Below are 23,174 nucleotides of genomic sequence, written 5' to 3'. Positions count from 1 at the left end.
ATGGGGCAGCGGTTGGCGGTCCTCGTAGCCAACAGCGGCTACCTTCATCTGCCGAAGCTCGTGGCGCCGGTCGACGAGGCCGCCGAGCTGCGGGTGATCCTGCTCAATCCGGAGATCGGCGCGTTCGACCGGGTCGAGTTGCTGCGCGACGAGAACAAGACCACCGTCGAACGGGCCATCGCCGACGCGCTCGGCGCCGCCGGCCCCGGCGACCTGGTCGTGATCTATTTTTCCGGACATGGTCAGCTCTCCAGCCGGGGGCGGCTGTTCCTTGCCGTCCGCGACTCCGAGCCGACCCAGCTCGCGGCGACCGCGATCTCCGCGTCCTGGCTGCGTGAGCTGCTGGAGGAGAGCGACGCGGCGAGCACCGTGATCCTGCTCGACTGCTGCTACAGCGGAGCCTACGTCCTGGCCGGGAAAGCCGCCGAGGTCAACGTCAACCAGGAGCTGAAGGCCGGCAGCGGGCGATACGTCCTGACGGCCACGAACGCCGTCGAGCAGGCCGAGGACGCCGGCAGCAGTCGCGACCGCTCGGCGTTCACCGAGGTGCTCGTCGCGGGGTTGAGCACCGGAGCGGCCGATCTGATCGGACGGGGCTTCGTCACCCCCGAGGACCTGGGCCGCTACGTCCGCGCCGAGCTGCCCAAGCACACGGCGTGGCAGACGCCGACCACGCACGGGAGTGTGGAGGACGACGTCTTCCTCGCCCGGGTGCCCGGCATCCGATACCGCGCGGACGCCGACAGCAGCACGGTCCGCCTCGCGGACCTGCTGGGTGAGCTGGCCGCGACCGGCGACGTGTCACTCTGCGCGGTCGAGTGGCGCGGGCGCGGGCCGCTGCTGGTGCCGATCGGCCGCGCGTTCCGGCCGGGGCTGCCGCCCGGCGAGGTGGTCGCCCTCGACCTGGCCGGGCAGGACGGCAACATCGTGCTGGTCGGCGGCTCGGGCAGCGGCAAGAGCACGCTGCTGCAGACCTTCATCACCTCGACCGTCCTCACCCACACGCCGGACGAAGTCGCCTTCTACTGCCTGGAGTCCGGCGGTAACCGGCTGGGCTCGCTCCGCGAGCTGCGACACATCCGCCACGTGGCCGGCGACGACGAACACGATCAGGTCAACGCGATACTCGCTGAGGTGCGTGAGTGCATCGCATCCCGCAAGCGCATGTTCCGCGCCATGAACATCGAGTCGGCCAGCCGGCTGCGCCGGCTGCGGGCGCAACTCGGGGCCGGCGGACCGCACCCTGACGTCTTCCTCGTCATCGACCGGTGGCGTGAGTTCAACGAGCGATTCCCGGCCTTCGCCGCGGAGGTACTGGAGATCGCGAACAGCGGCCTCGACTACGCGACCCACGTCATCATCTCGGCGCGACGCTGGGAAGATCTGCCGGAGGACATCATCGAGCTCGCGCACACCCGGATCGAGCTGCGGGCCGGCGGTGCGGCACCGGGCCAGTCACCCACCGAACGGCGCCTTCGCCTGCCGCACGGCCGGCCCGGATGGGCGGTTCGGGACGGTCAGGTGTTCCGCATCGCGCTGCCCGATATTCGGGCCGATCCGCCACCGGAGCGCTCGGCCGCCGGGTCCGGTCATGACGACGGCGCGCGCGACCTGTTGCTGCGAGTGGTACAGGCATGGCAATGGCAGGAGCGGGCCGGGCCGGACACGCCGCCGTCGTCGCGCACGCCGCTCGCCGAGCCGGAGAAGGTGCTGCGGGTGCTCGGCGACGACACCGCGCAACGGACCCCGCAGCCGTCCGCTCGTCCGCCTTCGGCGGCCGCACATCCGGGACTCGCCCAGCCGGTGAGTCTGCTGCGACTGCTCGGCATCGAACGGCTCGAACACATCGGCCGGAGCCGCCCCCGCCGGGCCGGGCACGTGCGGCTCCGCGTCCCGCTGGGTGTCGGCATCGACGGTGCCGTGGTTGAGTTGGACCTCAACGAGGCGGCGCACGGGGGGATGGGCCCGCACGGACTGGTCGTCGGTGCGCCCGGTGCGGGCAAGAGCGAGCTGTTGCGGAGCATCGTTGCCGGACTGGCGGCCGAGCACTCCTCCGAGGACGTCAACTTCGTCCTCATCGACTACACGGGCGGCGCGACCTTCGCCCCAATGGCGGCGCTGCCGCACACCAGTGCCGTCATCACCAACCTGCGGCACGACCTGTCCGGCATCGACCGCATGCAGGAGGCCCTCCGGGGCGAGCTGGTACGCCGCCAGGAACTGCTGCGATCGGCCGGCAATTACGTCAACCGGCACGAGTACGAGCAGGCCCGGCTGGCCGGTGAGCCGCTCGGACCGCTGCCCAGCCTGATGGTGATCTGCGACGAGTTCAGCGAGCTGCTGCAGGACAAGCCCGACTTCCTCGACCTGTTCCTGCAGATCGGCCGCTTGGGCCGATCCCTCGGCGTGCATCTGATGCTCGCGTCGCAGCGGCTGCAGGAGGGCAAGCTGCGGGGTCTGGACACCAACCTGTCGTATCGGATCGGCTTGCGGACATTCTCGCCGCTGGAGAGCCGGATCGTCCTCGGCGTGCCGGATGCCTACGAGCTGCCCGCCGCGCCCGGCAACGGCTACCTCAAGGTGGACGCCAGCACGATGCTGCGCTTCCGCGCGGCCTACGTCTCCGAGCCGCTCGATCGGGACCTGCAGACGGCCCTTGGCCTGCAGCCCACCGCCGACACGGCGTCCTGGTCGGCGCTCGACCTGCTCGTCGCCCAGCTGCATGGGCAGCAACGGCCGGCCCATCAGATCTGGCTGCCGCCGCTCGACGTCTCGCCCAGCCTCGACAAGCTGCTGCAGACGACCATTCCGCAGTCGGCGCCCGGCCGCTTGCCGGGTGTTCCGGTGGGCCTGGTCGACCGGCCGTTCGAGCAGCGCCGCGACGTGCTGCTGCTGCCGCTCGACGGTGGCGGCGGCAACGTAGCGATTGTCGGCAGTCCACAATCGGGCAAGAGCACCCTGGTTCGCTCGCTGCTGCTGTCGCTGGCGATGCTCCGGACTCCGTACGAGACACAGTTCTTCTGTCTCGACTTCGGCGGTGGTGGTCTGCAAAGCCTCGACGGGCTGCCGCATGTGTCCGGGGTGGCGCGCCGTCACGAGGTTGAGAAGGTTCGCCGTACCGTGGCTGAAGTCAACGCCGTGCTGGATGAGCGGGAGGTGCGCTTTGCCCGGCTCAAAATCGACTCGATGGCCGACTATCAGCGCCGACGGCAGACCGGTGAGGTCACCGATGACCAGTTCGGCGACGTCTTCCTCGTGATCGACGGCTGGGACGCGCTGCGTCAGGAGTACGAGGAGCTGGCCCTGACGGCTACCGCCGTAGCCGCGCGCGGGTTGAACTTCGGCGTCCACGTCATCGTCGCGGCCACCCGCTGGGCCGATATCCGGGCGAGCCTGCGCGACCTGCTCGGGACCCGGCTGGAGCTGCGCCTCGGCGACCCCAGCGAGTCGGAGATCGACCGGCGCGCGGCGCTGAACGTCCCCGCGATGCGGCCCGGGCGGGGTCTGACCGCGGACAGGCTACATTTCGTGGCGGCCCTGCCCCGCCTGGACGGCAAGGACTCCGCCGATGACCTGCGTGAGGCGACGGCCGACGCGGCGGCGCACATCGCCGCCGCGTGGCCGCACCCGCTGGCCCCGAAGGTGCGACTGCTGCCCCGTCTGCTGCCCGTGGCCGACCTGGCCCGGATCACCGACCGCGAGCAGCCGGGTATTCCGATCGGCATCAACGAAGCGCAGCTCGCCCCGGTATACCTGAACTTCGACGCCGAACCGCACCTGATCGTGTTCGGCGATGCGGAGTCCGGCAAGACCAACCTGCTGCGGCTCATCGGCCATCAGATCATGGACCGGTACACATCGGACGAAGCGAAGCTGGTGGTCGGTGACTACCGGCGAGGGCTGCTCGGCGCCTTTCCGGCCGAGTATCAGCTGGTCTACTCGCCTTCCGGGCCGGCCCTCACCGATACGCTCGCCTCGGTCCGCCAGGCCATCGACAACCGCCTGCCCGGCGCTGACGTCACCCCGGAGCAGCTGCGCCGCCGCAACTGGTGGCGGGGGCCGAAGGTGTTTGTCCTGATCGACGACTACGACCTCGTCTCCGCCCCGGGCGGCAATCCGGTCGCCGCGCTGATCGACCTGCTGCCCCAGGCCCGCGACGTCGGCCTGCACCTGATCGTCGCCCGGCGTACCGGTGGCGCGGCACGGGCGCTCTACGAGCCCGTGATCCAACGGCTGCGCGAGATCGACGCTCCCGGCCTGCAGATGTCCGGCAGCCGCGAGGAGGGCCAGTTGTTCGGGACGCTCAAGCCCGGCCCGCAGCCCCCGGGCCGTGGGTTCCTGGTCCGCCGCAACGACCAGCCGCAACTCATCCAGGTCGCCTGGGACGAGCCGCCTAGTCCTCCCGCAGGAGGGTGAGGGGGATCTGGACGGCGATCGCCACGCCCGTGGGGCCGCCGGTGAAGGCTCGGCCCGGTGGGGCGGCCGTGCGGATCTGGCTGGTGACGAGGCGGGTGCCGATGGCGTCGCCCTCGGTGATCGAGCGGGGGGTGAGCAGGAGGCCGCGGCGGGAGCGGCGGGCGGCGGTGAGCCAGCTGCCGAGGGCTACGGACAGGGCGTCGGCGGAGCCGGCGTAGACGACGGCCCGGGATTTGTCGCGGCCGCCGGCGGCCACGTCGCGGAGGACCTTGTCGGCGGCGGGGGCGGTGAGCAGGTCGGCGTCGTCGACTATTACGACGACCGGGCCGGTCAGCTCGTCCATGGCGGCGGCGATCGCGTCGGCGGGCGGGTCGGGGGCGTCGAAGAGGCGGACCCTCGGCTGGCGGCCCAGGGCCCGCAGCGGTGAGTCGCGCGGGGTCAGCACGACCAGGCCGGTGCCGCTGGTCAGCAGGGAGACGGCCATCGCGGACAGGGCGTTGCTGCGGCCCGCGCCGGCGGGGCCGCCGACGAAGAACGCGGAGGTGGCGGTCAGGTCGACGAGCACCGGGCCGCCCTCGTCGCCGCCGATGCCGAGCAGGGCCTGCATGGGGCGGCGCTGCTCCGGCGGGACCATCTCGTAGGCGGTGGTGAAGTCGACGCGGCCCGGCAACGGTGCTACCGGGAAAGGAGCGGACGCGGCATCGGTACTGCCCGTGAGGCGCGTCCCGATGCGCCGGATCGCCTCCGCCTGGGCCTGGCCGCTGTCGTCCCGGTCCAGGAGCGCGACCTGCGTCTCGGTGCGGCTGAGCACGTGCCAGCCGCGGCCGGCGACGATCGTGCCGGGGACCTTGCTCGGCAGGATGCCGACCAGCTGGTAGTCGTTGCGGTCGGCCTGGCGCAGGAGCAGCTTGTGGTCGTTGTGGGCGGCGAGCCGGCCGCCGAGCAGGGCGCGTTCCGAGGTGGCGATGACGTGGATGCCGGCGGCGGCGCCCTCGCGGACCAGGCGGGTGATGTCGGTGAGGAGCCGGCCCTGGTCGTGCTCGTCGAGGATCGGGGCCAGGGCGTCCCAGCCGTCGATGAAGACCAGGATGTGCGGCGGGCGGTCCCGCTCCGGCACGCGGCGGCGCAGCTCCACGAGGCCGGCGGCGTTGGCGTCGGCGCAGCGCTCCTGGCGTTCGGTGAGCTCGCGGCCGAGCCGGCGCAGGAGCCGCTCGAGGCGCTCCATGTCGTGCCGGGACACCACGGCCCCGCAGTGCGGGAGCGTGTCGAGGGCGGCCAGGCCACCGCCGGCGGCGTCGATGCCGTACATGTGCACGTCGGCGACGGAGGCCTTGCGGGCCGCGGACGCCGCGATGGTGCGCAGGACCTGGGTGCGCCCGGAGCGGGGGGCGCCGACGACGTAGAGGTGGCCGAACGTGGCGAGGTCGACCGTGGCGACCCGGCGCTCCTGCAGCGCGGGCACGTCCTCCAGGGCATACGGGATCGGTGGTGGGACGCTCGCGTGACGCCCGGGCGGTGACGGTACCCCCGGAAGCTCTTCCAACAGCACGGCGTCCTCGAGGGCCGGCAGCCACGGGCTCGGCTGGGGCACGAAGTCGTCGAGCCGCTCGGCCGCGGCCCGGATCGCCTCCACCAGGGCCTGCAGGTCGGTCGGGACGACGGGGCCGGGCAGCAGCGGGTCGGCGTCCTCGACGGGCAGCTCGACCGGCCGGCCGAGCCGCTGCCAGGACAGTTCGGCGGTGCGCACCCGGTCGGCGACGACCGGGCCGGTGTCCGCGTCCGCGCCGGGGCGCTCGGCCCCGACCCAGGCCGCCTGGAACGGCACGGCGCTGCGGTGCCCGGCGCGGATCAGGGCCCGGCCGGGGGTGCCGGGTGAGATGTGCACGGCCTCGCCGGTGTCGATGATGTCCTGGCTCTCGACGGTGTCGGTGACCCGCAGCGCGATGCGCAGGTTGGTGTTGGCCTTGATGTCGGGGGTCACCGCGCCGGCCGGGCGCTGGGTGGCCAGGATGAGGTGGATGCCGAGGGACCGGCCGCGCTGGGCGATGCTGATCAGGCCGGGCACGAAGTCGGGCAGCTCCCGCACGAGGGTCGCGAACTCGTCGATGATGAGCAGCAGCCGCGGCAGCCGGGCCAGGGCCGGATCGGCGGCCCGTTTCGCGCGGTACGCCGGCAGGTCCTTGGCCTCGGCCGCGGCCAGGATCCGCTCCCGGCGGCGCAGCTCGGCGCCGAGGGAGTCCATGGCCCGCTGCACCAGGTGGGCGTCGAGGTCGGTGACCATGCCGAGGGTGTGCGGCAGCTGCGCGCACTCCCGGAACGCGCTGCCGCCCTTGTAGTCGACGAGGACGAAGGTGAGCTCGTCGGGCCGGTTGGTCGCGGCGAGCGAGGCGACGAACGACTGCAGCAGCTCGGACTTGCCGGAGCCGGTGGTCCCGGCGACGAGACCGTGCGGGCCGTCCCGGACGAGGTCGAGCGCGAGGGGGCCGTCGAAGCCGCTGCCGAGCACGAACGTCGTCGACGCGGGCCGGCGCCGCCAGCGGTCCAGGAGCGCGGCCGGGTCCGGGGGCTCCTGGTCGAGCAGGTCGAGCAGCCGCACCTCGCGGGGCAGCCCGGCGTCGTGCTCGGGGCTCACGTCCCGCAGCGGGGTCAGGGCCCGGGCGAGCCCGTCGCACCACGGGACCGGGACCAGGTCGGGCCGGATCGACTCGAGGGGCGCGGTCCCGGTCCGCTTCAGCGTCAGGCCCACAGTGTCGGCGGCGACGACCGCGCCGCACTCCTCGGGCAGCAGCCGCTCGTGCTCGTCGAGGCAGACGCTGAAGATCCGCACCCGGGGCCCTTCGGCCAGGATCTGCACCATGCCGGGCACGTCCCGCAGGGCCCGCGCGCCGTCCACGACGACGAGCAGGTCGGGGTCGGTGAACATGGCCCGCCCCATCGACGAGCCGAGGACCCGCTGCCGGGCCTGGACCTGGGCGACGAGCTCGGCGACCCGGTTGGCGATGCTCTCCGGGTCGTTGCCGATCGCGGCGTGCGGGCCGTGCGCGCCGCTCGGGCGCAGGTGGGGCAGCCACCGGACCCAGCCCCAGCTCTCCGCCCGCTCCGGGCTCGTGAGCACCACGATCCGCAGGTCGCGCGGGCTGTGCAGGACCGCCGACTGGGCCACGAACCAGCGGGTGAGAGCCTGCACCGGCTCATGCGCCCCGACCACGCCGAGGACGCCGCACTCCGGCAGCTCGAGGCCGACCGGCACGTCGCGGATCGTCCAGCGGACCGTGCGGTGGTTCTCGTCGCGGGCCGGGTCGTCGATCTCCTTCACCGACGGCACGTCGACGGTGCCGAGGCGCAGCAGCAGATGGTCGGGGTCGCGGCGGCGCCGCTCCCACAGCCGCGCGCCGGGGCCGGTGGCGATGAGGCCCGTCGTCGCCGGGTCCGGTCCGGTGACGCACCGCACGTCCCGCTCGCGCCGGACGGCGGCGTCGATCTCCTCGGCCAGGCTGCGCAGGCGTTCGGTGTAGCGCTGGTGCTGCTCCTGGAACTGCTTGCGGTTCGTCTTGCGCCCGACCATCCAGTTGGTGATCGCCATGACCGGCGTGAACAGGATGAAGACGAGGTAGAAGTACGAGTGGAAGACGCCGACGAGGACCAGGCCGAGCACGATCGGGGCGAGCAGCAGCAGCATCGGGAACGGCTGGCGGGGCGTGCGCCCGGGCGGCACCGGCAGCCGGACCCGCTCGGCGTCGAGGTGCGGGGCGATCCGCGGCGGCCGGTTGTAGTCCAGGCCGAACCCGTCGGCGGCGGCGGTGACGGCGGCGTCCGGGTCGACGGGGGCGCTGAGCCGGAGCAGGGCCGGGCCGACGGCGAGGTCGTCGCCGTCGGACCAGCGCTCGTTGTTGTGGCTGCGCCGGTTGGGCTGGGCGGTCGTCGGCAGGCCGGTGACCGGGTGCGGGTCCGGCGGCGGTGTGACCCCGGCGGGCCGGACGGTGTCGTCGGGCCGGGTCAGGTTCCAGTGCGCGCGCCCGTCGGGGGCGACCGTCACCCACAGCCCGCCGGGCGGCGTGCCGGGCCCGTCGAGGCGGATCGCGCACCGAGGGTCGGCCCCGATCTCGAAGCTGCCCGCGCCGAGCAGCCAGGTCGCGCCGGCCCCGGGCCCGGACACCAGGTGGATCTCGGCCAGCCGCGGCCCGCCGGCGGTGCGGTCGGTCCGCACCCCGCGGACGGCCGGAGCCGGTGCGCCGAGGCCGATGGTGCCGCCGGGCCGGATGCCGCTGCCGCGCACGGGCGCCTCGAGCTCGAGCCGGTCATCGCCCAGGAACACCCGGCGCCCGCCCGCGGCGACGGGCCCCTCGACGGCCTCGGCGAGCCCGCGCACGGTCGCGCCGTCGGGGACGTCGACCACGTGGTCGCGGGCGGTGCCCTCATCGGCGTCGTACGCGGTGAGCATGACCTTCATGCGCTGGTTCCCTGCGAGGAGGGCCGCCCGACCGCGGCGTTGTCGAACTCGGGCTCGGCGAAGTCGTCGTCGCCCCCGACCGGCGTGTCCACTGTGGATGGACGGGTCATGGAGATGCCGGTGACCGACTCCGGCTCCAGAAAATCCAGCTCCGGGGGTACTGCCGGAGGCGGGGCCGGCGGCAGTGGCGGGGCCGGGTCGCTGATGAGCCGGGCCACGGCCTTCGGCAGCGCCGAGGTCTCGATGTCGATCGGCACGCCGGCGATGCGGACCAGGCCGCCGCGCTCGCCCACGAGGAGTCGCGCGCTCCCGCGGGCCCCGCCGATGGCGAGGATCCGGGTCTCGGGGTCGGTGAGCTCCGGCGGCTCGGGCGCGACGAGGAACGCCGGATCGCGGTCCAGGGCGGTGTCCGGGTCCGGGCCCGCGAACTCGGCGTGGACGCCCGCGGTGATCTGGACCTGGCCCTCCGGCAATTCGTGGTCGAGCTGCGCGGCGAGCGCCTGGATCAGGGCCCGGGCCGTGCGCGGGTCGCCGGTGGCGGCGGTGAGGCGGGGGCCGGTGCGCAGGTCGAGGTAGACGACGAGGTCGCGGCCGCGGCGCCCGTCCACGCCCATGGCGACCGGCAACGGGTCACCGCCGGCCTCGTCCGGGAGCTCGTCGCGGTCGGCCCACCACAGGCGCGGGTCGACGTCGTCGGCGGCGAACGGGGGCTCCGGCGCGCCCGGGTCGCGGCCGGCCAGCAGGACGGCGACGGCCGCCGGCCCGACGAGCACCGCGTAGGGCTGGCCCGGGCCCGTGGCCGCGGCGCTCAGCGCGCGCCGGGCCACGTCGCGGGTCGCCTGGTCGCGGAGGGCTTCGGTGAGGCGGCGCAGGCTTGTGCGGTACCGCTGCCAGGTCTTGAAGGGCCGGACCACCGCGGACCCGGTCAATGCGATCTCGCGCCGCCCCTGGCGGAGGACGGCCTTCCAGCCGCCGGCCCGGCGCACCGCCCGGGAGATCAGGATGAGCGCGAGGACCAGCAGCCCCAGCCCGCCGATGAGCAGGCTGACGGGGCCGCGGTTGCGGGTGAAGAGGTCGATCACGCGGCCTGCTCCAGGACGCTGCGCAGGGCCCGGATCGCGTTGTGGGTGCGGCTTTTGACGGTACCGGCGGGGATCCCGAGCCCGCCGGCGACGTCCTCACCGGCCCGGCCGAGCAGGTGCACGTGGACGAGGATCTCCCGCTGGGCGGGCGGCAGCCGACGCAGCCCGTCGGTGAGCACCACCCGGTCGCAGACGGTCTCGTCCATGGTGATCCCGTCGGGCCGGTCGGCGAAGAACTCGGCCGTCAGCCCGGCCGGGACCGCCCGCCGCTTACGCCAGGCGTCGATGACCAGGTTGCGGGCCGTGCGGAACAGCCACATCCGGATCGGGCGGGCGTCGCGGCCCAGCCGGTCGGCGTCCTGCCAGGCCCGCAGGAGCGTCTCCTGGACGATGTCCTCGACGTGGTGCGGGTCCGCGGCGACCAGCGACGTGACGTAACGGTGAAGCGCGGGCCGCTGCTGGATCAGCTCGTGGCCGAGGCAGGGGCGGTCGACGGTGCTCAAGCGACATTCCTTCCGGTTGTGCTCAGTGGCCGCCCCGCGTCGGTTGTGCCCACTCCGGTGGAATGTCCATGTTCCGGGCTGACAGCAGATGAACACGGCGTGACCGCCGAACCACCCCGCTGCAACAAGTCACTGTCTTCAATGTTCCGGCCGCGTTACCGGATTTGTGTTCACCTCGCTTTCGTAGTACCGGTACAGCAAATACGCGGCGACGGCACTCAACAGGTGCCATACGGCGTGCCCCTGGAGCAGGGAATGGGGCGCGCAGAGGCCATGGTTCGTGACGTTCCAGATGGCGAACGCGAGCAGCATTGCGGCGATGGAGGCGTAGGCGTACAAAGGCCGGCTCGTGGTCCGCCGTCGCCGGATGATGGCGACCTCGAGGGCCACGGCGGTGATGAGCAGGACGCCGAAGGCGACGTTCCCCGCATACATGACAACGGGGATCGGCGCGGTGTAGAGCCCGGCCAGTGCACACCCGGCGACGCAGCCGACGAATACGCCCGCGAACAGTGCGTACCCTTGGCCGAACCAGCGCATGACGGCGTAGGACACGGCGAATGCGGCGATGAGATACATGCTGAGCATGTCGAGCGCCCCACCGGCCGCCGACTGGGTGGCGTGCATTGCCGCGCTGGCCGGCCCGAGCAGCACGACAATGCCCGCCATCGGCGCCTTGACGGGCGTCGGCACCGTGCGCCAGGCGATGAGCAGCCCGGCGATGACGAAGCCGAGATTGCTGAACGTATTGGCCGGCTGCCGGATCAGCCCCGGTCGGGCCGCCTCACAGAAATTGCCGCCGCGCCCGACGTCCGGCCCCAGCCAGCCCCGGGCGATCGCCAGGGCCAGCAGCCCGCACGACAGGACGGCCGTAGCGCCGGCGGCGATGCGTGCGGTGCGGCGATGCGCGCGGTCTTCCACGACGTCGTAGCGTAACCGGCCGGCTTACCGCGCGACCGTGGCGATGCGCGCCGCAGTTCAGCGGGTCCAGGGTTCCGCCGGCCGGCACGCGGGGCCTGGTGTGCCGTAGACGATGGTTCCTTCCGGGTCGACGTAGCACCGGCCGAGCCGGTCGAAGGGGACAAACAGTGGGCGGCGGTCGATCTCGCGGCCGGCGCTGTCGTAGCTGACCAGTGCTGGGTGGTCGGCCTCGTGGATGTCGCCCTGGGCGATGATCCCGAAGGCGCCGTCGGCGATGCGCGCAACCGTCTTCCGGCCGTCGCCGTGATCGAGCACCAGCTGGTGCACCCGTGCGCTGACCCGCCCGATGACGACCACGTCGCCGCCGTCGCGTTCGGTCGAGGTCAGCAGCAGCCGGTCAACCGGCCCTGGCAGCCAGTCGTGGTGCCAGGCCGGCCCGTCCGTGTCGGCGGCCAGGCTCATGGATCGGCTCTCGCCCGGCGGGTCCCACTCGTCGCAGGCGAAATAGTGGTGCTCGGAGAGGAACAGCAGCGCGACGTGGTCGGCCCGCTCGGCCCCCACGGCCAGGTCGGCACTGGCCACCAGCGGCCGGGGGTGCATGTCCTGGCCTTCGAGGAGGCACCGCTCGGCCGCGGCCCGCAGCGTCGGCGACATCTCGTCGGGGCCGAGGGCCAGCAGTTGTTCACCACCCCGGCCGGACCACGCCGACACCCCGGTCGCGGCCACCGCGACGACACCGGCCAGGACGAGCCCGACACCGACACGACCGCGCACGGGCCGCGCCGGACGGGCCGGGCCGGTGATGTCGGCGAGCAGCTCGGCGCGCATCTGTTCCGCGCGGCCGGGCGGGAGGTCCCGCCCCGCCGGTGGAGTGAACAGGTCGTTCATCGATCCTCCGCGGTGTCGTCGGACAGCTGGCGGGCGAGCCGGGCGCGAGCCCGGCTGACCCGGGAACGGATCCCGGTCTCGCTGATGCCGAGGACGGCGGCGGCGTCGGCATACGACACGCCGGACCACACGCACAATGCGACCGCCTCCCGCTCGGCCCGCGGCAGCCGGCGCACGGCGGCCAGGATCCCGCGCATCCGCCGTTCGTCGTCGACGCGGGCCGCGACCTCGTCGGACAGATCGGCGCCGGTGTCGGGCTCGGCCGGAAGCCGGCGCAGCAGCGCGAGCCAGCGCCGGGCGGAGCGGGACTCGGTGCGGGCCGTGTTGGCGGTGACCACGAGCAGCCAGGGCAGCGCCGAGCCGTCGACCAGGCGGGCATCCGCGCGCCGGCGCCACGCGACCAGGAATGCCGCCTGCGTGACATCCTCGGCGAGCGACCAGGAGCCCGTGAGCTTGAACGCGTGGTTGTACACGGCTCGCGCGTAGCGGTTGAACAGCACGGCGAAGGCCGCCGCATCACCGGCTGCCGTCGCCGACCACAGCTCCTGGTCGGTGGAGCTCATCTGGACCGTCACACCCTACTATTGCCGGCCCGCCGCACGCTGTTGCAGCCCTGCGGCAATGCACTGCACTGGACGGGCGGGGCGGTCGCTGCGCCTGCGGCGTCCGCGTAACGTACCGCGCATGCTGAAGGCGCGGCTGATGGTGGTGCTCGGTTTCGTGCTCCTCGCGGGCGGCCTGATCGGATTTGCGAGCGTCGATGACGGGCTGCGGGTCGAGTCGGCGCGCGTGGGGGCGGTACCGGTGCGGCTGGTTCGTTCTGAGCCGGGCTCCGGCGGGGTGGCGCGGCCGGTGGTGGTGGTCGTGCACGGCTACGCCGGGTCGGGGCGGCTCATGCGGCCGTTCGCGGACACCCTGGCCCGGCGGGGGTATCTGGTCGCGCTGCCCGATCTGGCCGGGCACGGCGCCAACCCGGAGCGGCTCACCCAGGAGGCCCTCGACCGGGACCTGGCCGCGGTGATCCGGTTCGCGCGGGGGCTTGCGGACGCCGACCCGGACCGGGTCGCGCTGGTCGGGCACTCGATGGGCGCGGCCGCCGTGGTGCGGGCCGGTGCCGCTGATCAGACGATCGCGGCGACCGTGGCCATCTCCATCGGGGACGACGCTTCGGCGGCGCTGCGGCCCGGGCCGCGGCACCTGCTCGGGATGTACGGCGCGTTCGAGCCCGCCGGGATCGGCGCGACCGAGCGGGCGATGGGTGCCGAACGGGTCGTCGCGGTGCCGCTGGTCGAACACATCGGGGTGCTGTTCGCGGACCGTACGCACCACGAGACCGCGCAGTGGCTGGACCGGGCCTTGCACCATCGGCCGGAGCGGTCGGTCATCGCGGCCAAGGACCGGCTGCTGCCGGGAATCCTGAGCCTGGCCGGCGGGCTGCTGATCGTCACCGGTGCGCTGCTGGTGCTCCGGCGGCGGACCGGGTCCGGCCGGGTGTCGCCGGACCGGGTGCCGGGCCGCCGGGAGCGGCTCGGCCTGCGGCTCGGCGCGGTGGTGGTGGCGCCGATCGCGGGGGAGGTGGTCGGGGTCGGCCTCGCCTACCTGCTGCCGAACACCGTGACCGGGTATCTGACCGGGTACTTCGCCGGGTGCGGGGTGGTGCTCGGCGCGGCGGCGCAGCTGGTGCACCGGCCGGCCCGCCCGGCTCGGCCCTCGCTCCCGTCGGTCGGTGGTGCCGCCCTGCTCGCGGTGGTCGCGCTCGCCGCCGTGGTCCTGCCTGTCCACTTCGGACTGACGGACGTGGCGCCGCACGGGCCGGACTGGTGGGTCATCGCCCTGCTCGGCCTCGCCGTCGCGGGCCTCCTCATCGGGGCGCACGCGCTGCTCGGGCCGCCGTGGAGCTACGCCGCGGTGCTCGCCCTGTGCCTGCCGATGCCGGCGGCGTCGCTGGCCGGGCTCGCACCGGGCTTCCTGGCCATCATCTCGCCGCTGGTGATGGTCCTGCTCGCGCTGCACTTCGCGGTCGGCGCGGCCGCGGGCCGCCCGCGGTGGCGGACGGTCGCGGCCGGCGCCCTGACCGTGGCCTGGCCGGTGGCCGTGGTCCTGCCGGTCCTCGGCCGATAGCGGTTACAGCTTCGCGATGATGGAGGCCGGGTTCTCCATCGCGTCGGCGACGGCGCGGATGAAGCCGGCCGCGGTGCCGCCGTCGCAGACCCGGTGGTCGAAGACGAAGCTCAGCTGGGTTATCTTGCGGACGCACAGCTCGCCGTCCACGACCCAGGGGCGGTCCATGATGCGGCCCACGCCCAGGATGGCGACCTGGGGGTGGTTGATGATGGCGGCCGAGCCGTCGACGCGGAACGCGCCGTAGTTGTTGAGGGTGAACGTGCCCGCCGACTGTTCCTGCGGTGTGGTGCGGCCCTCCCTGGCGGCGGCGGTCAGGCGGCGGATCTCCCGGTCCAGGTCGGCCGTCGTCATCGACTCGGCGCCGATGACCGCGGGGACGACCAGGCCGCGGTCGCCCTGGACGGCGATGCCCAGGTTGATGCGGTCGGTCGTGACGATCTCCTGGCGGGCGGTGTCGATGCGGGCGTTCAGGACCGGGTACTGCCGCAGGCCGGCCACCACGAACCTGGCGATGTAGGCGAGCAGGCCCGGGCCCGCGGCGGTGCTCTCGCGGAGCTGCCACAGCGGCGTGGCGTCCACGTCCACCCAGACGGTGGCCTCGGGGATCTCCTGGCGGCTGCGGGTGAGCGCGGTGCTCACGGCCTTGCGCAAGCCGGTCATCGGGATGCGGTGCTCGCCGGCGGGCGTCGGCGGTTGGGCCGCCCGTTCGACGTCGGCCCTGGTGATGACGCCGCCTGGGCCCGTGGGGTCGACCTCGTGCAGGTTGACCCCGTTGGTCTTCGCGAGGTTGCGGACCAGGGGCGACATGACCAGCGGGGCGGTGGCGGGCGGGCGTTTGACCGCGGGGGCCGGGGCCGGAGCGGTCGTGCGCGGGCGGCGTCTGCGGCCGGTTGTCGCCGGCTCGGCGGTGCCGTAGCCGATCAGGACGTTGCCGGAGCCGGCCTGCTCCTCCTCGCGGTAGGTCGCGGCGGCCGGGTGCTCCACGGTGATCAGGGGCCGGCCGACGCCCACCGTCTCGCCGGGCCTCGCGTGCAGGGTCGCGACGCGGCCGGCGTATGGCGACGGTACCTCCACCAACGCTTTGGCGGTTTCGACCTCGGCGATGCTCTGGTCGACCGCCACCTGCTCGCCCTCGGTCACCAGCCAGCGGACCAGCTCCGCCTCCGTCAGGCCCTCGCCCAGGTCGGGCAGGAGGAAGGTCTGTGCGGTCATCTCACTGCTCCCACTGCAGGTCGTCGACGGCGTCGAGCACCCGGTCCACGCCCGGGAGCTGGAAGTGCTCGAGCTTCGGCGGCGGGTAGGGGATGTCCAGGCCCGTCACGCGGCGGACCGGCGCGGCCAGGGAGTGGAAGCAGCGCTCGCTCACGCGAGCGGCGATCTCGGAGGCCACACTGGCGAAGCCGGCGGCCTCGGCCACCACCACGGCGCGGCCGGTCCGGCGGACGGCGTCGCACACGGTCTCGTCGTCGAACGGGACGATCGAGCGCAGGTCCACCACCTGCAGGCTGCGGCCCTCCTGGGCGGCGGCCGCGGCGGCCTCCAGGGCGACCGGGACGGACGGGCCGTAGGCGATGAGCGTGGCATCGGTGCCCTCGCGGCGGATCACCGCTCGGCCGATCCCGGGGACATCAGCAGGGAGCTGGACCTCCTCCTTGCTCCAGTACAGCTTCTTCGGCTCCATGAACACGACCGGGTCGTCGGACGAGATCGCCGCTCGCAGCAGCGCGTACGCGTCGGCGGGGGTGGCCGGCGTGACCACGTGCAGGCCCGGCGTATGGGCGTAGTAGGCCTCGGAGGAGTCGCAGTGGTGCTCGACGCCGCCGATGCCACCGGCGTACGGCACACGCAGTACCATCGGAAGCCGCACTTTGCCTTTTGTCCGATTGCGCATTTTCGCCACGTGGCTGACGATCTGCTCGAACGCCGGATAGGCGAACGCGTCGAACTGCAGCTCGACGACGGGCCTGAGGCCGTTCATCGCCATCCCGACGGCCATGCCGACGATGCCCGACTCGGCGAGCGGGGTGTCGAAGCAGCGGGTCTCGCCGAAGTCGGCGGTCAGGCCGTCGGTGATCCGGAAGACGCCGCCGAGCGCGCCGACGTCCTCGCCGAACACCACGACCGTAGGGTCCTCGGCCAGCGCGTCGCGCAGCGCCCGGTTGAGGGCCTGCGCCATCGACAGCTTCTCGTGCGTGGCGGTCGCCGTCGGTTGCTCCTGCGTGGTGGTCATCGGGTGGCCCCTTCGCGGGCCAGCTCGTCGGCGACCATCGCGGCCTGCTCGCGCAGCTGGGTGGTGGGGGTGGCGTAGACGTAGCCGAACAGGTCGGCCGGGTTCGGCTCCACGTCGCGGTTGATGCCCGCCCGGAGGTGGTCGGCGACCCGCTCGGCGTCCGCGGTGAACTGGGTTGTGTGCTCCGCGGTCAGCACGCCGCGGTCGCGCAGGTACGTCTCGAGGCGGGTGATCGGGTCGCGGTGGGCCCACTCGGCGACCTCGGCGTCGTCGCGGTACCGCTGGGCGTCGTCGGCGTTGGTGTGCGCCTGCATGCGGTACGTGTGCGCCTCGACCAGCTGCGGGCCGCCGCCGTCGCGGGCCCGGTCGACCGCCGCGCCGAGCACCGCCAGGAGGGCGGCGATGTCGTTGCCGTCGACCTGCTCACCGGGCACGCCGTAGCCGATTCCCTTGTGCGCGAGGGTCGGCGCGGCCGTCTGCCGGGACAACGGGACGCTGATGGCGTACTTGTTGTTCTGCACGAAGAACACGACGGGCGCCTGGAACACGGCGGCGAAGTTCAGTGCCTCGTGGAAGTCGCCCTCGCTGGTGCCGCCGTCCCCGCACATGGCCAGGACCACCGTCGGCTCCTGCTTGAGCCGGGCCGCGACCGCGACACCGACGGCGTGCGGCAGCTGCGTGGCCAGCGGTGTCGCATGCGGTGCCACATGGTCCTCGTACGGGTCGTACCCGCAGTGCCAGTCGCCTTTGAGCAGGCTCAACGCCTCGACCGGATCGACGCCCTTCTCGGCGACGGCGGCCGTGTCGCGGTAGGTCGGAAACAGCCAGTCGTCCGCGGCGAGCACCTGCGCCGCGGCCACCTGGCAGGCCTCCTGGCCGTGCGAGGACGGGTACACGGCCAGCCGCCCCTGGCGGACCAGCGCGTAGGCCTGGTCGTTGAGCCGGCGGGCGACGATCATCGCGCGCAGGGCTCGCAGCAGCGTGGAGTCGTCCGGGCGCTTCTGGTCCGGATCGTCCACGGCCTGGCCGTTCGCGTCGACGAGGGTGATCGGCTCGGCGGACGGCAGCAGGTGACTGGGGTCACGTGTCATGCCGCAATCCTGGGCGCTGCGCCAATCGTGTTCCACACTGCGGGAAAATCCGAGAAGATGTTGGCTTCGGTACTGGTTCAGAGAGCCATTTGTCCGGGCTCTCGGGCTTCGGGGCGGAAGGCGGTGGACAGGTGGTCGTCTCGCTGGACGACATCGATCGGCGGATCCTGGCCGCGCTCTCGGACGACGGCCGCATGTCGATGCGCACCCTGGCGGAGCGGCTGCACATCTCGCGCGCCAACGCGTATGCGCGGGTGCAGCGGCTGCGGGACGCCAACGTCATCCGGGGGTTCCGGGCCGACGTCGATCACGTGGCGGCCGGGATGGGAACCTCCGCCTACGTGACGGTGACGCTGCGGCAGGCCGAGTGGCGTACTGTGGCGCCGCAGCTGCGCGCCCTGCCCGGGGTGGTGCACATCGCGCTGGTCGGCGGGGAGTTCGACGCGATTCTGCTGGTGCGGGCGCGGGACAACGAGCATCTGCGGCGGCTTGTGCTGGATGTGATTCAGGGGATGGCGGGGGTGGTGAACACTCGGACGTTGCTGGTCTTCGAGGAGGCTGAGCCGTCGTCGTACGCGTCGATGTGGGCTTCCGATTGACGTGTCCCTTTTGGTTCTTGGTCGTCTTGGCCGTCTTGGCCGTCTTTGGTTCTTGGTCGTCAGCGGCTCGTGTTGATTTTCGATTGAAGTTGTTCGGGTTTGTGTGAACCGGTCGGGGCGGTCGTTCCGATGAGGGTGTGTGAGGGAAGAAACGGGAGATCTCGATCTGCTCGGGCTGGTGGCGGCCGGCGACCGGGCGGCGTTCGAGGTCTTCTACCGGCGGCACGGGGTCTGGCTGACCATGCGGCTGCGATATCGCTGCGCCGACCCCACGATCGTCGACGACGTGGTGCAGGAGACGTTCCTGGACGTGTGGCGCGGCGCCGCGCGCTATCGCCACGACGGTGACGTCGCCGGCTGGCTGTGGCGGATCGGGGCCCGCCGGCTCGTCGACGCCATGCGCGGCCACGGGTCGCAGCACCGGCTGACCCGGCTCCTCGCGCGGCTGCGCGGGCGGGACGAGCCGTCGGCCGAGGAGGTTGTCCTCGCCCGCGTCGAGCACGGTGACCTTGCCGGTGCCCTGGCGCGGCTCTCACCCGAGCTGCGGGCCGTCGTGCAGGCCACCGTCGTCGACGGGCTCAGCACCGCCGAGACCGCCGCGCTGCTCGGCATCCCACCCGGCACGGTCAAGACCCGGTCCCAGCGGGCCCGCCGGCAACTTCGCCAGGAGCTGACATGACGTCGTCATGGCACGTGACCACCGATGACCTGCGGCTCTACGCCGCCGGAAGGTGCGGGCCGCCGCTGCTGTGGTCCGTCGAATCCCATCTCGTCGCCTGCCCCGCCTGCCGGGAGCAGCTCACCGGCCTCGCCGAGCCGGCCCTGCTCGGCGACGGCTGGGCCGCTCTCGACGCCGCCCTCGACGCGCCCCGACCCGGCCCGGTCGAGCGGCTCCTCGGCTGGGCCGGGGTGCCCGAGCACACCGCCCGGCTGCTCGTCGCCACCCCCGCGCTGCGCCTGTCGTGGCTCGGCGCGATCGCCCTGACCCTGATCCTGACCGTGTCGTTGGCCTGGGTCGCGGAGCCGATGGTGTTCCTGGGCGCGGCCCCGATGCTGCCGCTGCTGAGCGTCGCCGTGTCGTTCGGGCCCGGGCTCGACCCGACCTACGAGATGGGCCTCGTCGCGCCGATCGACGCGCTGCGGCTGCTGTTCCTGCGGGTCGTCGCGGTCGTCGCGGCCACCGCCGCGCTGTGCACCCTGGCCTGCCTGACCCTGCCCGATCTGAGCCTGGCCGCGGCCGCCTGGTTCCTGCCGTCGCTCGCGCTGACGGTCCTGGCCCTGCTGCTCGCCACCCGGTTCGGCATGACGTCCGCGGCCGTCGCGGTCGCGGCCGGCTGGACGCTGCTGGTCGGGCTCACCTACAACGCGCCGTTCACCGCCGCCGGGCAGGTGACCAGCGCCGTGGCCGCCGCCGTCGCGTTCGCGCTGCTCGCCCACCGGGCCCGGGGGCTCGACCCGGCGCGCTTCTTCCCGAGGAGGACCCGTTGACCACCACCAGCACCGCCGTCGCCGTCAGTGGACGGGGGCTGACACTGCGATACGGGCGCACCACCGCCCTCGACGACGTGTCGATCGAGCTCGGCCCCGGCGTCACCGGGCTGCTCGGGCCCAACGGCGCCGGCAAGACCACGCTGCTGCGGATCCTCGCCACCGCGGTCACGCCCGGCGCGGGCGCGCTGCGGGTGCTCGGCCACGACCCGCTGACCGGGCCGGGGCGGCTCGCGGTGCGGCGCCGGCTCGGCTACCTGCCCCAGGACCCGGGCTTCCACCTCGGGTTCACCGCGTTCGAGTTCGTCGACTACGTGGCCATCCTCAAGGAGCTCACCGACCGGCGGCCCCGCCACGCCGAGGTGCGCCGGGTCCTGGCCGCGGTCGGACTCGACGAGCACCGCCGGGCCCGGATCCGGACCCTGTCCGGCGGGATGCGGCAGCGGGTCGCGCTGGCCGCGGCCCTGGTCGGCGACCCCGAGCTGCTGATCCTCGACGAGCCGACGGTCGGGCTCGACCCGCAGCAGCGGATGCGGTTCCGGGAGCTGTTCGCCGACCTGGGGGAGCGGCGGGTGGTGCTGCTCTCCACCCACCAGACCGAGGACGTGATGTCGCTGTGCCGCGACGTGATCGTCATCGACCGCGGCCGGGTCCGGTTCAGCGGCCCACCGGCGGGCCTGGCCGCGCTGGCCGAGGGGCGGGTGTGGACCAGCGGGACCCGCGAACCGGCCGCCCTCGCCTCCTGGCGGACCGGGACCGGGCACTTCCGGCACGTCGGCGACCCGCCGGCCGGCGCGGAGCTGCTGGCGCCGACCATCGAGGACGGCTACCTGACGCTGGTCGACGCCCATGACTGAGCTGCTGACCCCGGCGCCGGTCGACGCGCGGGTCTCGCACCGGCGGGCGATGCGGGCCCTCGTGCGGGTCGAGTCGATCCGGTTCGTGCGCCACCCGCTGACGATCGCGGCGCTGCTGCTGTTCCTGGCCCCGTGGATCTACTCCGTCGCCGCCGGCGGCACCGGGCCCTTCGCGGTGCTGCACGACGCCGTCGTCGACCTCGAGGTCCTCGCCATGTTCGCCCTCGGCAGCGGAGCACTCGCGGTGGCCAACCTGGCGGCGCTGCGGGCACACCGGCACCGGACTGACGAGCTGTACGGGACCCTCGTCCTGCCGGCGCCGTGGCGGGCCGGGGCGGTGCTGCTGGCGCTGGTGCCCTACGCGGCCGTGGCGACCGCGGTCGTCGGTGCGCGCCTCGGCGTCCTCGCGCTGCGGCCCGGCGCCGTCGGCCGGCCCGACCCGGCCGAGGTGGCGCTCGTGCCGGCCGTGATCGTGCTGTTCGGCGCGGTCGGGGTGCTGCTGGCCGTCACGGTGCGGTCGGCCGTCATCGCGCCCCTCGTGACCGTCGTGCTGGCGGTCGCCATGCTGGCGGCGCTGATCGCCGGGGCGGAGGGGCGGCCGTGGGTGCTGCGGCTGACGCCGGTCACGCCGGAGGGGCGCGGCTACTCGCTGCCGGCGGCGCTGGTGGAGCGAGCGCCGGGATGGCACCTGCTGTACGTGCTGGGGCTGATCGGCGTCCTCGTCGCGGTGACCCTCGGCCGGGCCGGGGCGCGCCGGACGCTGGTGCCGCTCGCCGTCGCGGTCGTCGTCGCCGTGGGAGCCGGGGCGGTGCAGTTCCGCGGGGACCCGGCGGTGGAGCGGCTGCGGGCCGACGTGACCCGCGACCCGGCGCCGGTCGAGTCGTGCCGGGTCCGCGACGGGGTGGAGTATTGCGCGCTCGGGGAGTTGTCGGCGTGGGTGCCGTACTGGGACGAGGTGGTCCGCGGGGTGCTGCGGGTCGCGCCGACCGTGGCGGGGCCGGCGCTGGCCGTGCGGCAGCGGGTCTGGCTCACCGGCCGGCCGGACGCCGGCGGGTCCTACACGTCCAGCGGGGCCGAGGACGAGGCCCGGATCGCGGCCTGGCGGCAGGCCGACACCGCCGCCGGCCATCCGGAAGCGGTCATGCTGGGCACGTCCTGGGGCTCGGACGCCGACGCGGCCTCGTTCGCGGCGGCCGTCGCCTTCCGGGTGCTGACCGGCACCGCGGTCGCCTCCCAGTCGCCGGTGTGCGGGGCCCGCGGGGCGCTGCTGATCTGGCTTGTCGGGCAGGCCACGCCGGGAGCGGGGCGGGGGCTGCGGGACCTCGATGCCAGCTCCTGGGGTGCGGTTTCGTTCTTCGACGAGAGCCTGCTGACGTCCGTTGCGGTGCCGGACCGGGACGCGGCGGCCGGGCTGGCGTTGCTCGAGCGGCCGGCCGGTGCGGTCGCCGCGGTCGTGCGGGCGCACTGGGACGAGCTCGCCTCGGCGGACACGCCGCTCGAGCGGTTCGGGGAGCTGCTCGACATCCCGGTCGCGGCGGCCGGGCCGGTTGAGGAGCGTCCCACGTGCGCGGGGTGACCACTCTGGTCCGAGCGCTGGTGTGGCCCACCGTGCGGGCCATGCGGTTCCGGCCGCTCGGCGGGGCCCTCGGGGTGGCGTTGCTGGTCGTGCTGGTGCCGGCGGTGCTCGGGGTCGCGACGGAGTTCTCGCTTCGCCCCGACGACCACGCGAATCTGCTGCGGCTCGCCGCCGTCTGCGGAGCGCTCGGGCTGGCGTTCGTGTTCGACGACCCGGCCAAGCCGTCCACGGTGGCCGTGCCGGCGCCCCGGTGGCTCCCGGCCGCGATCCGGGGCGTGGCCGGGCTCGCGGTGTTCGGCGGCTGGTGGGCGGCGGCGCTCGGCGTCACCTATGCGGGCGCTGCTCGCGCTGGTGGGCTGCGGCTGCCGGTGCCCGGGCTGACGCTGGAGGTGGCTACCGTCGGGGCGCTGGCGTTGGCGGCCGGGGCCTTGAGCTGGCGGATCACGGCTCGCGGGGTCGGCGGGCCCGTCGCCGCGCCGGCTTCGCTGGGGCTGGTGCTGGCCGTGGCGGTGGCGCCGGTCGCGCCGCCGATGGTGGTCGCGGCCTCAGCTCCCGCCGCCACGTGGGGGAGTGTGCACGGGCGGTGGGGAGCGCTCCTGGCCCTGCTCGTGGCGGCCGTCGTTGTGGCTTGCAGTCTCGATCGTGACGCGTGGGCCGCGACTCGGACCATCCTGCCGGCCTCGGCAACCGGCCGCCATGCTGCCGATGCCGACCCGATGCCTGGAGACCCGGCCCTCGAGGACGTCGTCGGCGATAACGTGGATCGCAGGGGGAGTTGACGCCCACCGGCCCGCTGCGGTGCAGGTTCCCGGGCGCGTGGCAGCGGGTTCGCCGACGTCGCGGGTCACCGATGAGCGCCGAGGCCCCGATAACCACCGCGACCGCCCGCACCAGCGCCCGCCGCCCGGCGCTGACTACGCGCAGCGGCAGGACCTCGCCGCACGCACCG

General features: G+C 73.7%; 17 protein-coding genes. 8 read left to right on the top strand and 9 right to left on the bottom strand.

Annotated features, from left to right (window positions below):
* Positions 1-4,416, top strand: coding sequence for a type VII secretion protein EccCb (gene eccCb, locus ACIA8L_RS43080; protein WP_395913943.1), 4,416 nt, complete (start codon positions 1-3; stop codon positions 4,414-4,416).
* Here eccCb and ACIA8L_RS43075 read toward each other — a convergent pair.
* The 6 genes from ACIA8L_RS43075 to ACIA8L_RS43050 all read right to left on the bottom strand — a co-directional run bounded on the left by ACIA8L_RS43075 (position 4,394) and on the right by ACIA8L_RS43050 (position 12,823).
* On the bottom strand, positions 4,394-8,866 hold the full coding sequence (locus ACIA8L_RS43075; protein ID WP_395913941.1) for an FtsK/SpoIIIE domain-containing protein: 4,473 nt from the start codon (positions 8,864-8,866) through the stop codon (positions 4,394-4,396). The genes eccCb and ACIA8L_RS43075 overlap by 23 nt on opposite strands.
* A complete protein-coding gene (locus ACIA8L_RS43070) occupies positions 8,863-9,948 on the bottom strand; it encodes a hypothetical protein (protein WP_395913939.1) in 1,086 nt (361 codons plus the stop codon). Before ACIA8L_RS43070 ends, ACIA8L_RS43075 begins: the two co-directional genes overlap by 4 nt.
* Positions 9,945-10,451: a sigma-70 family RNA polymerase sigma factor gene (locus ACIA8L_RS43065; protein WP_395913937.1), complete on the bottom strand. Its 507-nt coding sequence runs from the start codon at positions 10,449-10,451 to the stop codon at positions 9,945-9,947. Before ACIA8L_RS43065 ends, ACIA8L_RS43070 begins: the two co-directional genes overlap by 4 nt.
* Positions 10,452-10,589: 138 nt before the next feature.
* A complete protein-coding gene (locus tag ACIA8L_RS43060; RefSeq protein WP_395913935.1) occupies positions 10,590-11,372 on the bottom strand; it encodes a ceramidase domain-containing protein in 783 nt (260 codons plus the stop codon).
* Positions 11,373-11,429: 57 nt separating this feature from the next.
* On the bottom strand, positions 11,430-12,260 hold the full coding sequence (locus ACIA8L_RS43055; RefSeq protein WP_395913934.1) for a hypothetical protein: 831 nt from the start codon (positions 12,258-12,260) through the stop codon (positions 11,430-11,432).
* Complete coding sequence (locus ACIA8L_RS43050) at positions 12,257-12,823, bottom strand: RNA polymerase sigma factor (protein ID WP_395913932.1); 567 nt, start codon at positions 12,821-12,823, stop codon at positions 12,257-12,259. Before ACIA8L_RS43050 ends, ACIA8L_RS43055 begins: the two co-directional genes overlap by 4 nt.
* Before the next feature lie 121 nt (positions 12,824-12,944).
* Between ACIA8L_RS43050 and ACIA8L_RS43045 the strand changes: the two genes are divergently transcribed.
* On the top strand, positions 12,945-14,381 hold the full coding sequence (locus tag ACIA8L_RS43045; RefSeq protein ID WP_395913930.1) for an alpha/beta fold hydrolase: 1,437 nt from the start codon (positions 12,945-12,947) through the stop codon (positions 14,379-14,381).
* Positions 14,382-14,384: 3 nt separating this feature from the next.
* Here the strand turns inward: ACIA8L_RS43045 and ACIA8L_RS43040 are convergent, their stop codons facing one another.
* The 3 genes from ACIA8L_RS43040 to pdhA are packed head-to-tail and all read right to left on the bottom strand — an operon-like array spanning position 14,385 to position 17,705.
* On the bottom strand, positions 14,385-15,596 hold the full coding sequence (locus tag ACIA8L_RS43040; RefSeq protein WP_395913928.1) for a dihydrolipoamide acetyltransferase family protein: 1,212 nt from the start codon (positions 15,594-15,596) through the stop codon (positions 14,385-14,387).
* 1 nt (position 15,597) lies between these two features.
* Positions 15,598-16,614: an alpha-ketoacid dehydrogenase subunit beta gene (locus tag ACIA8L_RS43035; protein ID WP_395913926.1), complete on the bottom strand. Its 1,017-nt coding sequence runs from the start codon at positions 16,612-16,614 to the stop codon at positions 15,598-15,600.
* Positions 16,611-17,705, bottom strand: coding sequence for a pyruvate dehydrogenase (acetyl-transferring) E1 component subunit alpha (pdhA, locus tag ACIA8L_RS43030; protein ID WP_395913924.1), 1,095 nt, complete (start codon positions 17,703-17,705; stop codon positions 16,611-16,613). The genes ACIA8L_RS43035 and pdhA overlap by 4 nt, the downstream gene beginning before the upstream one ends.
* 131 nt (positions 17,706-17,836) lie before the next feature.
* Between pdhA and ACIA8L_RS43025 the strand changes: the two genes are divergently transcribed.
* The 6 genes from ACIA8L_RS43025 to ACIA8L_RS43000 all read left to right on the top strand — a co-directional run bounded on the left by ACIA8L_RS43025 (position 17,837) and on the right by ACIA8L_RS43000 (position 23,004).
* Positions 17,837-18,304 carry an Lrp/AsnC family transcriptional regulator gene (locus ACIA8L_RS43025; RefSeq protein WP_395913922.1) on the top strand — a complete coding sequence of 156 codons (468 nt, stop codon included), beginning with the start codon at positions 17,837-17,839 and terminating at the stop codon, positions 18,302-18,304.
* Positions 18,305-18,443: 139 nt separating this feature from the next.
* Positions 18,444-18,983, top strand: coding sequence for an RNA polymerase sigma factor (locus ACIA8L_RS43020; RefSeq protein WP_395913920.1), 540 nt, complete (start codon positions 18,444-18,446; stop codon positions 18,981-18,983).
* Complete coding sequence (locus tag ACIA8L_RS43015) at positions 18,980-19,792, top strand: hypothetical protein (RefSeq protein ID WP_395913918.1); 813 nt, start codon at positions 18,980-18,982, stop codon at positions 19,790-19,792. The genes ACIA8L_RS43020 and ACIA8L_RS43015 overlap by 4 nt, the downstream gene beginning before the upstream one ends.
* On the top strand, positions 19,789-20,649 hold the full coding sequence (locus ACIA8L_RS43010; RefSeq protein WP_395913916.1) for an ABC transporter ATP-binding protein: 861 nt from the start codon (positions 19,789-19,791) through the stop codon (positions 20,647-20,649). The genes ACIA8L_RS43015 and ACIA8L_RS43010 overlap by 4 nt, the downstream gene beginning before the upstream one ends.
* The gene (locus tag ACIA8L_RS43005) at positions 20,642-22,225 is read left to right on the top strand and encodes a hypothetical protein (RefSeq protein WP_395913915.1); all 1,584 of its coding nucleotides are present in this window, start codon (positions 20,642-20,644) and stop codon (positions 22,223-22,225) included. Before ACIA8L_RS43010 ends, ACIA8L_RS43005 begins: the two co-directional genes overlap by 8 nt.
* A complete protein-coding gene (locus tag ACIA8L_RS43000; RefSeq protein ID WP_395913913.1) occupies positions 22,222-23,004 on the top strand; it encodes a hypothetical protein in 783 nt (260 codons plus the stop codon). The genes ACIA8L_RS43005 and ACIA8L_RS43000 overlap by 4 nt, the downstream gene beginning before the upstream one ends.
* Positions 23,005-23,174: the final 170 nt, after the last annotated feature.

Source organism: Dactylosporangium sp. NPDC051541, assembly GCF_044454505.1.
Classification (GTDB): domain Bacteria; phylum Actinomycetota; class Actinomycetes; order Mycobacteriales; family Micromonosporaceae; genus Dactylosporangium.
This window is presented reverse-complemented; position numbering and strand designations above follow the sequence as displayed.